The organism is Agrobacterium sp. 10MFCol1.1 (assembly GCF_000381165.1).
In the GTDB taxonomy this organism is placed as follows: Bacteria; Pseudomonadota; Alphaproteobacteria; order Rhizobiales; family Rhizobiaceae; genus Agrobacterium; species Agrobacterium tumefaciens.
Genome location: NZ_KB906079.1, coordinates 236,412 through 250,914, shown reverse-complemented (window position 1 = coordinate 250,914; position 14,503 = coordinate 236,412). Strand labels below are relative to the sequence as shown.

Genomic DNA, 14,503 nt, shown 5'->3' with positions numbered 1-14,503 from the left:
CAATTTGGCAGTCAATTAGGGAGGAGTTGCCAATGCCCGTGATGCTTCACAGGAGAAGTGTGCTTTCAGCAGGGCTTGCGGCCCTTTCACTCGCAACATTGGGAGGTGGTTCGGCGCAGGCTCAGGCCGCGCGGCTGCGTATGTTGTGGTGGGGATCGCAGGAGCGTGCGGATCGCACCAATAAGGCGATCGCCGCATATAAGCAAATCAAGCCGGATCTCGATATTGCCGGGGAATTTGCCGGCTGGAGCGACTACTGGCCGCGCCTTGCCACGCAGGTGGCAGGCCGCAACGCGCCTGATCTGATCCAGATGGATTATCGCTACATCTTCGAATATGGCCGGCGCGGCGCCCTTGCTCCCCTTGATGACTATATTGGCAAGGGCCTGAAGATAGAAGATTTCGGCAAGATGAACATCGACTCCGGTCGGGTCGACGGCAAGCTTTACGGGGTTAATCTTGGCGTGAATTCCAGCGCTGTCTTCTTCGACAAGGCGGCTTGGGAAAAATCCGGCGCGACCCCGCCAGCGATCGGGCAGACCTGGGAAGAGTTTGCCGAAAACGCCGCCAAGTTCAGCAAGAACAAGCCCAAGCCCGGCTATTACGCCACGGCCGATGCCAGCGGCGTCGAGCCGAGCTTCGAGAACTGGCTGCGTCAGAACGGCAAATCACTCTACACACAGGATGGCGGTATCGGTTTTGATCCGACCGACGCGACCAAATGGTTCACCATGTGGGCGGATTTGCGCAAGAGCGGTGCATGCGTGCCGGCCGATATTCAGGCGCTCGACCAGTTGAATATTGAAACCAACGCGCTGACGACGGGCAAGGCGGCAACGGCATTTGCCCATTCCAACCAGTTTGTCGGTTATCAGGCGCTCAACAAAGCCAAGCTGGCTATGACCTCCTATCCGAAAAGCAAGAAGGATGGTCCTTCCGGTCACTACCTGAAACCATCCATGCTCATCAGCGTCGCCAATGGCAGTGCCGGCATCGAGCAGGCGGTCGGTTTCATCAACTTTCTCGTTGCCGAACCACAGGGCGTCGATGTTCTGGGTGTTGAGCGCGGCGTTCCGGCATCGGAAGCGATGCGTAACGCGCTGACCGCCAAGCTCGATGCCGTCAGCAAGAGCATGGTGGAATATATTGCCGAGATTACCCCCGGCGTTGGCGATCTGCCGCCGGCACCCCCTCCGGGTGCAGGCGAATTCGCCTTCGTCCTGAAACGTACAGCGGAAGAGATCGGCTTCGGCAAGATTTCGGCGGCTGAGGGTGGTGACCGGCTCGTCAAGGAATCCGAAACCGTCATTAAACGGAAGTGATGGCAGATGGCCTTTCGATCTGAAACTCTCGTGGAGGAGAGCCGTGGCGCGGCTCTCCCGAAGCGGGCAGGCGTGAAGCGGCTTTTGGACCGCAACGTTCACGCATACCTGTTTCTCCTGCCGTGGCTGATCGGTTTCTTCGGTCTTACCCTCGGGCCTGCGCTGGTGTCGCTTTATCTGTCCTTCACCAATTATGACCTGCTTCAATCCCCGGACTGGGTGGGGGCGGCCAATTATGTGCGCATCGCCACTGCCGACCCTAAATTCGCAGCCGCCATGCAGGTCACCTTTACCTATGTGCTGCTTTCGGTGCCGTTGAAGCTGATTTTTGCACTGCTGGTGGCGCTCGCCTTCAATCGCGGCATAAAGGGGCTCACGCTTTACCGGGCGATCTTCTATCTGCCGTCGCTGCTCGGTTCCAGCGTGGCGATCGCTGTTCTCTGGCGGCAGCTTTTCGCGTCAGATGGCCTCGTCAACATGGTCCTGTGGCAGGTTTTCGGTTATGAGGGGCCGAGCTGGATTTCCAATCCGGACTACTCGCTCTACACGCTGGTGATCCTGTCCGTCTGGCAGTTTGGCTCGCCAATGATCATCTTCCTCGCAGGGCTCCGGCAAATCCCGCAGGATATGTACGAGGCCGCCGATATCGACGGCGCGAGCAAGATGCGGCAGTTCTTCCGTATTACGCTGCCGCTGTTGACGCCGGTGATCTTCTTCAACGCCGTGATCCAGACGATCGATGCCTTCAAGGCCTTCACGCCCGCCTTCATCATTTCCGAAGGCACGGGCGGGCCGATCAACTCGACGCTGTTCTATACGCTCTATCTCTATCAGGAAGCCTTCGGTTTCTTCCGCATGGGATATGCCTCGGCGCTTGCTTGGATTCTTGTGATCATCATCGCGCTGTTCACGGCCTTCTCGTTCCTCAGCGCGAAATACTGGGTGCATTACGATGACTGACGCTGTTACCGCTCCCCGGCCGGGACAAGGCCCGCAACGCTCGCCGCTAATGTCGGTTTTGCTGCATGCGGCGCTGATCCTTGCCTCCTTTGCGATGCTTTATCCGATCCTGTGGATGATTTCGGGTTCGTTCCGCCCGCAGGACGAGCTGTTCGGTTCCTCCTCGCTCATTCCTTCGTCGGTTGATTTCGGCGGCTATATTCGCGGCTGGACCGGGCTTCAGGTCAGTTTCGGGCAATTCTTCTGGAACTCGTTCTTCATCTCGGTGCTCGCCACCATCGGCAACGTCGTTGGCTGCTCGCTTGCCGCCTTCGCTTTCGCCCGCCTGCGGTTCGGTGGGCGTAATTTCTGGTTCGCGCTGATGCTCGGCACTTTGATGCTGCCCTATCACGTTGTGCTCATCCCGCAATATATCCTGTTTCTGGAAATGGGTTGGGTGAATACGTCGCTGCCGCTGATTGTGCCGAAATATCTGGCAACCGACGCCTTCTTCATCTTCCTGATGGTGCAGTTCTTCCGGGGTATTCCGCGTGAGCTGGATGAGGCAGCGGTGATGGACGGTTGCTCGCCCTTCCGCATCTACTGGAAGATCATGCTGCCCCTCTCTCTGCCGGTTCTGGCAACGGCCGCGATCTTTTCCTTTATCTGGACCTGGGACGATTTCTTCGGTCCGTTGATCTATCTGAACGACATCAACACCTACACCGTGCAGCTCGGCCTCAGATCCTTCGTGGATTCCACCGGCAGCTCGGATTGGACGTCGCTTTTCGCCATGTCCAACCTGTCGCTGGTACCGGTCTTCCTGTTCTTCCTGTTCTTCCAGCGGCTGCTGATTGAAGGCATCGCTACCACCGGAATGAAACGCTGAACGGACGAAACGGGACCGAAAACGAATTGCAGAACATCAACACCGTCGCGGCTGCCTTGTCTGCAGCGCGACGGTCGGGAGAAACAGCATGGCAAGCAGCATTACTCTGGAAAAAATCGTCAAGCGGTTCGGCGCCTTTCCGGTCGTCCACGGCATCGATCTCAAGATCGAGCCGGGCGAGTTCACCGTTTTCGTCGGCCCCTCGGGCTGCGGCAAATCTACGCTTCTGCGCATGATCGCCGGTCTGGAGGAAATCTCCGAGGGTGATCTTCGCATCGATGGCGAAAGGGTCAACGAAACAGCCGCTTCCAAGCGCGGTATCGCCATGGTGTTCCAGTCCTATGCGCTTTATCCGCATATGAGCGTTTACAAGAACCTCGCTTTTGGGCTGGAGACGGCGGGTTACAAGAAACCGGAAGTCGAGGCGCGGGTGCAGAAAGCTGCCGATATCCTGCAGATCGGTCCGTTGTTACAGCGCAAGCCGAAGGCGCTTTCTGGCGGCCAGCGCCAGCGTGTCGCCATCGGTCGGGCTATCGTCCGCGAGCCGAAAATCTTTTTGTTCGATGAACCCCTGTCCAACCTTGATGCGGAACTGCGCGTGCAGATGCGTGTCGAAATTGCCAAGCTGCACCAGACGCTCGGCAGCACCATGATCTATGTGACGCATGACCAGGTGGAGGCCATGACGATGGCCGACAAGATCGTGGTCCTGCGTGACGGCCGCATCATGCAGGTCGGCCGCCCGCTTGATCTCTACAACAATCCGGCCAACCAGTTTGTGGCGGGTTTCATCGGTTCGCCAAAGATGAACTTCCTTTCCGCGAAAGTGGCTTCAGGCGACAGCTCCAACCGTACCATCGAGGTCGCCGGCCAGCGCATTCTGCTCGAAAAGCCGGTCGCGGCTGAGGAAGGCGAGCCACTCACTTTCGGCATTCGTCCCGAACACGTAAACCCACAGGCGCAATCGGCCTCGCTTGGCGATGCGTCCATCCAGCTCGTTGAACATCTCGGCGGCTCGACGGTGGTTTATACCAGCACCCCAGATGGCCAGCCCGCTACCCTGCTGCTGGACGGCCAGCGCCATATCCGCATCGGCGAGACCATTCCCTTTGCGTTTGATCTGGCGAAGACGCATCTGTTCGGGGCGGATGGGCGGCGAATATAAGAGGAAAAACCGGGGGGAGGAACAGACCTTCCCTTATTCCTGTGCTTGTCACAGGAGTCCAGCTGACGCGTCTGCGCGGCGATGAAATCAATCAGCCCAAAGACTTGGGCTGGCTGGTTCCCTATAGGGGGTACAGGGATGAGGGCAGTGGGCGGTTGTGATGGATAGCGAATTTTAGTCCGCCGCGTCGGTTTTCGATAAAAAACAAGCGGTTCTAAGAGCGGGCGAGAATCTCGCTCAGCACCGCCGCATCTTCCGAGAACTGGGCGACGTTGTCACCTTTGACGAACTCCAGCATCGCATAAGCCGGTTCTATCCAGTCGCTTGCTGGCAAGGCATCAACGCAAGCCCGCCAACAGTCCGCGCGCTCGCCGAGCGGCAGGCGGCTGGCATCGGCGAGCCAAGCGAAGACGTGCAGGTGGCAGATGCGCGAGCCGAGCGCGGATATTTCCGCAAGGGCGTCATCCAGCGGTAGACCTGGGGCTGGCTGCCAGTAAAAGAACAGGTTAGGCATCGGCAAATCCTGCATGAGCTGCAAGGCCGAGGGCAGCGTGTCGGTCAGCGAATTGGGGTGATATTCGAGGCCGATTGTCATTCCGTAGTCGTCTGCCCGCCGGGCAAGTGCCGCCAACGCGTCGGTTGCCGCACGGCGTTCCTCTGGTGAATAATCCGCGGATGGGCGTTTGCGGCTGCCGGGCCAGATGCGGATATGGCCGGTGCCGAGCGCTTTCGCGGTTTCCAGAACTGCGGTCACATCCTCCGGCGCAAAATCCGGTGCGAAAATGTAGGATCCGTAGGAAGAGACGGTAAGACCGGCTTTCACCGTACGCGCCGCCACATCCCTTGCATTTTCTAAGTCGCCAGGTGGCACATGGATATCGGCACCCCATTCTATCGCCTTAATGCCATTTGCAACGGCAAGGTTAATCACGGCCTGCGGCGTCATGGACCTGAAGGTGACAGAGCAGAGGCCCGGCTCGAAAATTCTCATGCGATCAGTTCCAGATGTTCCGGACGTACCTGCTGTTGCAATGGTTCTGCGCGGCAGAAGCGTTCGATCTCGGCAATCGCCATGTCGCCGAGCCGGGCGCGTTCAAGGCCGACGGCGCCGGCGATATGCGGCGTCAGGAACACGTTCGGAAGGCTGTAGAAAGGTGACTCTGGTGACGGCACTTCCGGATCGGTCACGTCGATGACGGCCTCTATGCGTCCGGTTTTCAGTTCCGCCAGCAGGGCGTCTTCGTCCACTAGCGCGCCGCGGGCCGTGTTGATCAAGGTCGCTCCGTCCTTCATCAGGGCAAGCGCATCGGCGCCGATCATATGCCGGGTTTGCGGCAGGGATGGCGCGTGCAGGGAAATGACGTCGCTTACCGCCATAAGCTCGCGGAGCGATACGAGACGCACACCGAGCTTTTGTGCCTCCACCGCGCTTAAAAACGGGTCGAAAAGGATGAGATCGAGATCGAAGGGCTGCAGCAGATTGATGACCCGACGTCCGATGCGTGACGCCCCGACAATGCCGACGGTCAGGCCGAGATTGCCGATGACCTGCGACTGCAGGCGGTCGACGTTTCGCCGTGCGCGATCCTCTCCGTAGATGCGCCGGAAACCGAAGGTACGCTTGCCGGACAGCAGGATCATTGCCAGCGTAAACTCCGCGACCGGCTGCGCATTCGCCTCGGCCGCGCTGCACACCGTAACGTTTCGTTCGAAAACTGCCTGGGACAGGAAGTATTTCACCGTCCCGGCGGCATGTGAAATCAACCGAAGGTTCGGCATCATTGCCAGTTCCCGCATGTCGATCTCGGGACAACCCCAGCCAGTCAGAAGAATATCTGTTCTCTCCAACTGGGCAGCCACAGCTGGGTCGTGAAAATCGCAGACCGGCCGGGTATCGAGGATGTCGACGCTCTGCGACAGCTTTTCAAGCGCCTGTGGCGTCAGCACATGCTGCGTCCGCTCCGGGTCCATGGCAAGGCTGAGACGCGGACGCGGGCTCATCATTGCGGTTCTCCCGCCGCCGCCATGCTGCTTACCGGAACACCGCGCTCAACAAACAGGCGGTCAAGCGCTTCCCTGTCCGGAAGTGCGGGAACTGTCGCCAAAGCTGTTTCGCTTTCAGGTCCCGCCAGTCCCACAAAGACGGCGCAGGCGAGCAGGGTTTTGCCCGCTGGAATGTCGCCCCGCAATTGCGGCACCGTGGTTTTGGCATTGATGAGATTGGTATTGGGCAGCGCCTTCAACGCCACGCCCTGGCGGGATGCGCTGGAGCCGAGATCGATGATGGCGGATATGTCGGTGCCGCAATCGGCCGTTGCCCGGCCGCTGTCTTCGGTCACCGCATCGCGGTCGCCATCGTTGCGGTTTATCGCAAAGCCGCCTTCGGTGACCAAAAGTGGCCGCGCGGAAGTAATCCGGTGCAACCGGATATGCCACTCTCCCGCGGCAACCAGCGTCGTTTCGACCTCGACATCGGGGAATGGGTTCCAAGTCGCTCGAAGATTGGTGCCAGCCAAGAGCACAGTGCGGTTGGTTTCGCGCACCCGGTAGTGGTGGCCATCTTCGGAAAAGGCCAGCATATTGTCGAAACCATTGGTCTTGAAACCGCGCTCGTCCACTTCCACGCCGAAAGCGTAACGCGAGGAATAGGCGAATTTGGCGTATTTCTCCGGCCCGCCGCGCATGGACAGGTTTTCCTGCCCACTCGTCAGCGCCGTGACGTTGCTCTTACTGCGCATCATCACCATGCCGGGATGAACGAGCGGCCGTGGTTTTGTGGATGTGTCTGGCAGCTTTTCCTCCGCCTGCCAGAAGGGGTGGCTTTCCGGCAGGGCGAGCGGCAGGAAAGCCTTGAAGGCCCAATAGGGCGAACCCGCCGAATTATAGCTTTCCGACATGGTCAGTTGCGGATAGGCGTAACCGATGGAAAGCACGCCGTCGCGGTCGGCAATCGGCTTTCCCGCCCACCAGCGCAGATGTTTCAGATAAAGCCCCTTGATCTCCCCCCAGGGCATCGCTTCCTCATCCGCGAAGGCGAGGGCACCCCAGAAGCCGCCGCAGGCGAAACGGTAGGTCATGGAGCGGCCAAAGGCCAGCGCGCCACCATCCTCATCGAACCAGCTTGCGAAATCCCCGGCAAACAGGCGGGCACGTTCCCGGTAACGTTCGGCGTATGCATCATCCGGTTTGCTGATTTTCGCGTAGATCAGCCCGTAAAAATGCATGGCGAAGGCGATGTAGTGGTCGATGCGGCGATAGTTGCCGTCGCGATACCAGCCGTCGGCGATGTAAAATCCGTCCAGCTCTTTCAGATATGTTTCGGTGAGGCTCCGGTCGAATTCGATACCGAGATGATCGAGCGCCGCATCGACCATCACCCGGAAAAACTTCCAGTTATTGTCGGCATAGATGCGCTCCCGCGCCGCCAGGAGATAATGGCGCACATTCGCCTTTTGCGCTTCGGACAAGGGTTCCCACAGATGTTGCGGCGCAAGCCGAAGCGCAAAGCCGAGGGCGGCCAGTTCCACCAGCCGCTGATCCTTCTGCCGCACATCGCCCCAGTAATCGGCATGGGCGGGATCGGTGCCATTGGCGATGCCTCTGGCCAGAAGCGGCCAATGGGCGAAGGCATCGCCGCTGAGCGCAAGCGGCGCGATGCCCCAGAGTGGTCGCGCAAATCCTTCCAGATCGGCCGCTGCCCGGTCGAAATGCGCGGCCGTGCCGCTTAGCGTCACTCTTGCTCCGCTCTCTGAGAAATAGGGAAGCAGCGGTGCGAAACTGTCGTCTAATGCCCGTCTGACGTCGGCGCGGGTCTTGAGTGGATTGCCGTAAAGCGGATTGAAGCGGGTCATTGGATCATGGTTTGCTGGCTTATGCATCGCGCGCCGCCTTTCCCGTCTTTTTTGCTCGACCCGCGGTCTGTCCTTCCACAAGCTGTACACCCAGCTGAACCTGCCGGGCATTGGCCGATGGCTCCGCCAGCCGGCGGCGCATCAGCTCCACCGCCTCGCGGGCAATCTCGCGGCGGTCTACCCGGATTGTGCTGAGCCGGGGAGTGGAAAGTTCGGCGAAGGGCAGGTCGTCGAAGCCGATGATGGAAAGATCGTCCGGTACCCCGAGGCCAAGCTCTTGTGCTGCTCCCAGCGCGCCGAGCGCGATCGCATCGTTCATGCAGAAAATGCCAGTCAGATCGGGGTTTTTGGCCAGCAGCTGACGAACCGCATCACCGGCCTGCCCGAAGCCGCTATCCGCCGTGGAAAGCAGAAACTCCTCATAGGTGGCACCCTCTTCCTCGATGATAACCTGCCGAAAGCCCCGCATGCGCTCTCTTATAGTGTGACGGTGTTGCGGACCGATATAGGCGACCTTGCGGTGCCCCAGTTCCAGCAGCCGCCGCGCGGCCATCGCCCCGCCGTAAAAATTGGAGGGCGAGACGCAATCCAGCATCATCGAGGGATCGGCGCTATTGACGAGAACCGGTTGCAGCACACCCTGCGTGATGCGGTGGATGATCTCCTCTTCGGGGTCAAGACCAATGGCGAGAAGGCCATCGACCTCGCAGACCCGCTGTGTAAGGGCGTCGTCGATCTGCCTCTGGTGCAGCAGCCGGATATCTAGTTCGAAACCCTCTGTCTGCGCAAGGCTGCGCAGCATGTCGAAAATATCGTGATAAAAGGCGCCGATATCGCCGGTCGCTCGTTCGGCGGACATGAGGGCGAGGATTTTCTTGCCCTCCAGCGAGATGCCACCGGTCTGGCTGGTGACTGGCCGCAGCGGATAACCAAGTTCCGCCGCCACACCCAGAACCTTGGTCTGGATCGATGCGCTGATGCCTTTTTCCCCGGCGAGAACCCGTGAGACCGTGCTGATGGAAACCCCTGCACGCTGGGCGATATCCGACTGGCGCGGGCGGCTTATGTCGGGCGTATCGTTCATGTCGTCTCCTGCGCTTGCAAAAAATTCTATTATGATGCAAATATTGCAAATAATGAAAATTTGCAAGAATTTAAGTGATAAGTGAGAAATTTGCAAAACGCGGGAGGAGCAGATGCAAACTATCGATAGACGTGGATTTTTGGTGACGGCGGCACTGGCAGGTCTTGGCGCGGCGGCGGGCGGTTTCCGCGCGATGGCGGCCGAAACCCGGCTTCGTTGCGTATGGTGGGGTTCGGCTGACCGCAACAAGCGCACCAATGATGTGATTGCCCTCTACCAGAAGGCAGATCCACAAACGGTCATCAGCGGCGAGATGATCGCCGGTTCCGACTATTGGACCAAGCTTGCGACGTCCATGGCGGGACGTAACGTCGCCGATATCTTTCAGCTCGAGCCTTCCACCATTGCCGATTATTCCGGCCGTGGGGCCTGCATGGAACTTGACCAGTTTGTCGGCTCGTCGCTTGATCTTTCCAATTTCGGCAAAAGCGAAGTGGATCTTTGCCGCATCGACGGCAAGCTTTACGGCGTCGGTCTCGGGCTGAATTCGTTCTGCATGATGTATGATGCAGAGACGCTGAAGGAGGCCGGCGTCTCCGTGCCGAAGGAGCAGATCACCTGGAAGGGGCTGGCGGAACTGGCGCGCGATTTCAAGAAGAACGCTCCGGCGCGGCGCAATTATTGGGCGGTGCCCTATGGTGCCCGTTATCACTACGTCTTCGATGTCTGGCTGCGCCAGCGCGGCAAGCTCCTGTTCCAGGACGGCACCATCGGTTTCAACAAGGAAGATGCCAAGGAATGGTTCGCCTATTGGGAGGATCTGCGCGAGAACAAGCTTTGCGTCTCTGCCGATATCCAGACGCGCGATGACAATACCATCGAATCCAACGCGCTGACCCTTGGCAATTCCGCAATCGGCTTTGCCTATTCCAACCAGCTTGTCGGTTACCAGGCGCTCAACAAGAAGACGCTGTCCATTGGCATGCTGCCGGGTGAGGGACCGGGAAAACCGACCGGGCATTATTACCGGCCGGGGCTTATCTGGTGCATTTCGTCCACCTCCACCACTCCGGAAGCTGCGGCGAAGTTCATCAACTTCTTTGTCAACGATCTGGAAGCGGGCAAGGTTCTTGGCGTCGAACGCGGCGTGCCGCCGGCGAAGAAGGTGCGCGAAGCTGTGTTGCCAAGCCTCAACGAGACCGAACGCAAGACGGTGGATTACATCGAGAGCCTGTCCGGCAAGCTCGACACCTATCCGGAGCCTGCCCCCATCGGCGCCAATGAGTTCGACCGTGGGGTAATGCGTCCGATTGCCGACTCACTCGCCTTTGGCCGCGCCACTGTGGATGAGGCAGCGCAGAATCTTGTCGATACCGGCACCCGCACGTTGCGCAAGCGCGGGTAAGGAAAAAGAGGCAGCGCATGCGGTATCGAAACCGCCTGCGCTGCCTCCATTCGCAATCCTTCCTTGCGTGTCTGACTTTGAATATATCGACACGACAAACAATGCTGGACAGCATAAAATATTTAAGCCAGAAATTCTGATCTAGATCGATAAATCTGAAGATTAGACAATGGCTCCCAATTTCCTACTTATTGACGCTGAAAAAGAATTCGATGTTTTGAAGGCGGCGGCGTCGCTGATCCGTGTGCAGATATTGAAGCTGCTGCACGAGGCCAACGGTCTCAATGTCAACGAGATCGCGCAGAGGCTGGACCTTCCCCAGTCCACCGTGTCGGCCGGTGTGACCGTTCTTGAAGAGGCGGGGCTGCTGCGAACCGAAACGCGCAAGGCGCGCAAGGGCAGCCAGAAAATCTGTTTTGCGACCTGCGACGAGCTTATCGTTTCGTTTCGAAGCCCCGAGACGCCGGCTGTATCCAACTACATTGCCGTCGCCATGCCGCTCGGCCTCTATACGCAGAGTTCGGTGACCGCGCCTTGCGGCATCTGTTCGCCGGAGGGCATTATCGGACTTCTGGATGTCCCTGATACCTTCATGGATCCCGACCGCATGAAGACTGCACTTTTGTGGTTCACATCGGGTCATGTTGAGTACCAATTCCCCAATAATGCCAAGATACAGGGGCGAAACGTCGAGGAAGTCGAGTTTTCGATGGAGGTCAGTTCCGAGGTGCCAGGAACGCACAGCAACTGGCCGTCAGACATTACCCTCTCCGTCAACGGCAAGGAGATCGGGGTCTGGACCTCGCCCGGGGATTTCGGCGACAAGCGCGGTACGTTTACGCCCGACTGGTGGAAACTGTCCGGCTCGCAGTATGGAATGCTTAAAACCTGGCGCATTACTGCCCAGGGAACCTATGTCGATGGTACGCGCATTTCCGATGTGACGCTTGCGGATATAGATCTGTCCAGCCACCGCTCAATCCGTCTGCGGATCGAGGTAAAGGCGGATGCAAAGCATCCGGGCGGGCTCAACATCTTCGGCCGGGGCTTTGGGAATTACGATCAGGACATCGTATTGCGTCTGCGCACCGCAGACTGATCGGGCCAATTTCATAAAGTATGATTTTCGCGGTTGACAGGCGCGGCTTCCATTGGCAACTATATTATGAAATATGGTTTATATCATATTTTAAGATATAAATGCGCATGGGAGGAGAGCCTATGAAAGCGCGGGTTTCAGTCCACCGGGACTTCCGGATTGGGCGTATCGACGATCGCCTATATTCCGCCTTCATCGAACATATGGGGCGGGCGATCTATGGCGGGATTTACGAGCCCGGCCATCCGCAGGCGGATGAAAACGGTTTTCGCAAGGATGTGCTGAAATTCGTGCAGGATCTAAAGATTCCGGCGATCCGTTATCCCGGCGGCAACTTCGTTTCGGCCTATCGCTGGGAAGACGGCATCGGCCCCCGTGACAAACGGCCCGTGCGGCTTGATCTTGCATGGCGCTCCAAGGAAACCAACCAGATCGGCGTCAATGAGTTCGCAGACTGGGCGTCGATGGCAGGCATCGAGATGATGCTCGCCGTCAACCTCGGTTCCCGTGGTCTGGATGATGCCCGCAACTTTCTCGAATACGTGAATTTTCCCGGCGGCACCGAGCTTAGCGACCTTCGCCGCAGCCACGGCGCCGAAAAGCCGCATGGCGTGAAGATGTGGTGCCTCGGCAACGAGATGGACGGCCCCTGGCAGATTGGCCACAAGACGGCGGTGGAGTATGGCCGGCTGGCAAACGAAACCGCGAAAGCCTTCAAGGGTTTCGACCCCACCATCGAGGCAATCGTTTGCGGAAGTTCCAACGACGGCATGCCGACCTATCCCGAATGGGAGCGCGAGGTGCTGGAAGAATGCTACGAGAATGTGGACCACATCTCACTGCATAAATATTTCGGCAATAACAGCCGCGACACGCTGAATTACTTCGGCAAGATCGAAGAAACAGGGCGCTACATTCAGACTATCGCCGGTGTCATCGATTACGTGAAAGCCAAGAAGCGCGCCAAGAACGATGTCTCCATCTGCTTCGACGAGTGGAATGTTTGGTACCATATCCGCGAAGACGACGGTAAACGCATCAAGAGCTGGGACTGGCCGGAAGCGCCTGCACTTCTGGAGGAGACCTACAATTTCGAGGATGCTCTCTTCGTGGCCGGGTTGCTCAACGAGTTCATCCGTCGCTCGGACAGGGTGCGCATCGCCTGCATTGCCCAGCTCGTCAATGTCATCGCCCCCATCCGCGCTGAAAAGAACGGACCGGCATGGCGCCAGACCATCTATTATCCCTATCAGTTCGCCTCGCTTTATGGTCGCGGCGTTGCACTGAACATTGCCGTCGATTGCCCGACCTACGACTGCAACGCGGCCGATGACGTCAAATATCTCGATGTCGCCGGCGTGTTTGATGAGGACGAGGGCGTGGTGACGCTGTTTGTCCTCAATCGTCATCTGACCGAAGCAGCAGAGCTCAATGTCGGTCTCACCGGCTTTTCGCCTGTGTCACTCAGCCTGCATCTTTCCATGGCGGGATATGATCTGAGGATCGGCAACGGTCCGGATCAACCTGACCGCGTCGTGCCGGTGCCGGGCAGCGGCATTGGTGTCGAGGATGGGGCGCTCAAAGGCTCCGTGCCGGCGCTGTCCTATCATGTTCTGCGCGTGAAGGTTCAGTGAGGCGGTGATGGGTGTCCGTCTCAGCAATATCGCCAAGTCCTTCGGCTCCTTTGCAGCCATCCGGGACGTTTCGATGGAGATTCCGACGGGCAGCTTCGCGGTTTTCGTGGGGCCATCCGGTTGCGGAAAATCCACCCTGTTGCGCATGATCGCCGGTCTTGAGGAAACCAGCGGCGGTCACATCGCCATCGACGAGCGCGACGTCACCGCTGTCGAGCCGGCGGATCGCGGCGTTGCCATGGTCTTCCAGAATTATGCGCTTTACCCGCATCTGACGGTGTTCGAGAACATGGCTTTCAGCCTGCGTCTCGCCCGCCGGCCGAAAGCGGAGGTGAATGAGAGAGTGGGGGAAGCTGCCCGCATCCTCCAGCTCGAGGACAATCTGCACAAGAAGCCATCACAGCTTTCCGGCGGCCAGAGGCAGCGCGTGGCCATAGGCCGCGCGATCGTGCGACAGCCGAAGGTGTTTCTCTTCGATGAACCCCTGTCGAACCTGGATGCGGAACTGCGCGTGCAGATGCGGCTGGAACTGACCCGGCTTCACCGCAAGCTCGGCGCCACGATGATCTACGTCACGCATGACCAGGTAGAGGCCATGACGCTTGCGGACAAGATTTTCGTGCTGAAGGGCGGCATCGTGCAACAGGCCGGTGCGCCGCTCACCCTTTACGACGATCCGGACAATCGTTTCGTCGCTGGCTTCATCGGATCGCCCGCGATGAATTTCCTTGCTGCCGACATCGTCGGGCAGCGGGACGGCATCGTTATGCTTGCGCCTGAAGGTGGTGAAAAGCACCTCGAAGCCCGGCTTTCGCATCCGGTTTCCCCCGGTCAGCGGGTCGAAATCGGCATAAGGCCCGAGCATCTGGCGATCACGCAAGAGGGTGCTTTGCCTGTCAATGTCGAGGTGGCGGAGGAGCTTGGAGACCTTTCCTATCTCTATACCCGAACGCGTGCCGGGAAAGAACTTGTCGTGCAGCGGCAGGGCTCGCGCGAGCGGCTGGATGGCCGGTCCGTCTCACTGAGTGCTTCGCCCGATCACATCATGGTTTTCGGCAGCGACGGCAAAAGGTTGCGATAGGCGCGAGGAGGCGCCTTTCGATGCAGTAGCAGAC

12 protein-coding genes are annotated in these 14,503 nt (G+C 58.8%); 8 read left to right on the top strand and 4 right to left on the bottom strand.

Going from position 1 to position 14,503, the window contains the following annotated elements:
• Positions 1–32: 32 nt before the first annotated feature.
• From F617_RS0119730 to F617_RS0119715, 4 genes are all read left to right on the top strand, one after another.
• On the top strand, positions 33–1,322 hold the full coding sequence (locus tag F617_RS0119730; protein ID WP_026330972.1) for an ABC transporter substrate-binding protein: 1,290 nt from the start codon (positions 33–35) through the stop codon (positions 1,320–1,322).
• 6 nt (positions 1,323–1,328) lie between these two features.
• Complete coding sequence (locus F617_RS0119725) at positions 1,329–2,282, top strand: carbohydrate ABC transporter permease (protein ID WP_003517854.1); 954 nt, start codon at positions 1,329–1,331, stop codon at positions 2,280–2,282.
• Positions 2,275–3,150, top strand: coding sequence for a carbohydrate ABC transporter permease (locus tag F617_RS0119720; RefSeq protein WP_013761392.1), 876 nt, complete (start codon positions 2,275–2,277; stop codon positions 3,148–3,150). The genes F617_RS0119725 and F617_RS0119720 overlap by 8 nt, the downstream gene beginning before the upstream one ends.
• An 88-nt stretch (positions 3,151–3,238) precedes the next feature.
• The gene (locus tag F617_RS0119715) at positions 3,239–4,315 is read left to right on the top strand and encodes an ABC transporter ATP-binding protein (protein WP_003517850.1); all 1,077 of its coding nucleotides are present in this window, start codon (positions 3,239–3,241) and stop codon (positions 4,313–4,315) included.
• A 214-nt stretch (positions 4,316–4,529) separates the two neighbouring features.
• Here the strand turns inward: F617_RS0119715 and F617_RS0119710 are convergent, their stop codons facing one another.
• Genes F617_RS0119710 through F617_RS0119695 form a run of 4 tightly spaced genes read right to left on the bottom strand, consistent with a single transcriptional unit; the run spans position 4,530 to position 9,250 of the window.
• On the bottom strand, positions 4,530–5,306 hold the full coding sequence (locus tag F617_RS0119710) for a sugar phosphate isomerase/epimerase (protein ID WP_019566454.1): 777 nt from the start codon (positions 5,304–5,306) through the stop codon (positions 4,530–4,532).
• Positions 5,303–6,319 (bottom strand): hydroxyacid dehydrogenase, encoded by a 1,017-nt coding sequence (locus F617_RS0119705; RefSeq protein ID WP_019566453.1) that lies wholly within the window; start codon positions 6,317–6,319, stop codon positions 5,303–5,305. The genes F617_RS0119710 and F617_RS0119705 overlap by 4 nt, the downstream gene beginning before the upstream one ends.
• Positions 6,316–8,193: a DUF2264 domain-containing protein gene (locus F617_RS0119700; protein ID WP_019566452.1), complete on the bottom strand. Its 1,878-nt coding sequence runs from the start codon at positions 8,191–8,193 to the stop codon at positions 6,316–6,318. The genes F617_RS0119705 and F617_RS0119700 overlap by 4 nt, the downstream gene beginning before the upstream one ends.
• Positions 8,186–9,250 (bottom strand): LacI family DNA-binding transcriptional regulator, encoded by a 1,065-nt coding sequence (locus tag F617_RS0119695; RefSeq protein ID WP_003517845.1) that lies wholly within the window; start codon positions 9,248–9,250, stop codon positions 8,186–8,188. Before F617_RS0119695 ends, F617_RS0119700 begins: the two co-directional genes overlap by 8 nt.
• A gap of 112 nt (positions 9,251–9,362) precedes the next feature.
• Between F617_RS0119695 and F617_RS0119690 the strand changes: the two genes are divergently transcribed.
• The 4 genes from F617_RS0119690 to F617_RS0119675 all read left to right on the top strand — a co-directional run bounded on the left by F617_RS0119690 (position 9,363) and on the right by F617_RS0119675 (position 14,469).
• Complete coding sequence (locus F617_RS0119690; protein ID WP_019566451.1) at positions 9,363–10,655, top strand: ABC transporter substrate-binding protein; 1,293 nt, start codon at positions 9,363–9,365, stop codon at positions 10,653–10,655.
• Positions 10,656–10,824: 169 nt separating this feature from the next.
• Positions 10,825–11,754, top strand: coding sequence for a transcriptional regulator (locus tag F617_RS0119685; RefSeq protein WP_019566450.1), 930 nt, complete (start codon positions 10,825–10,827; stop codon positions 11,752–11,754).
• Positions 11,755–11,876: 122 nt separating this feature from the next.
• Positions 11,877–13,388, top strand: a complete 1,512-nt coding sequence (locus F617_RS0119680) for an alpha-N-arabinofuranosidase (RefSeq protein ID WP_013761387.1) — start codon at positions 11,877–11,879, stop codon at positions 13,386–13,388.
• A 7-nt stretch (positions 13,389–13,395) separates the two neighbouring features.
• Positions 13,396–14,469 (top strand): ABC transporter ATP-binding protein, encoded by a 1,074-nt coding sequence (locus F617_RS0119675; RefSeq protein ID WP_019566449.1) that lies wholly within the window; start codon positions 13,396–13,398, stop codon positions 14,467–14,469.
• Positions 14,470–14,503 lie beyond the last annotated feature (34 nt).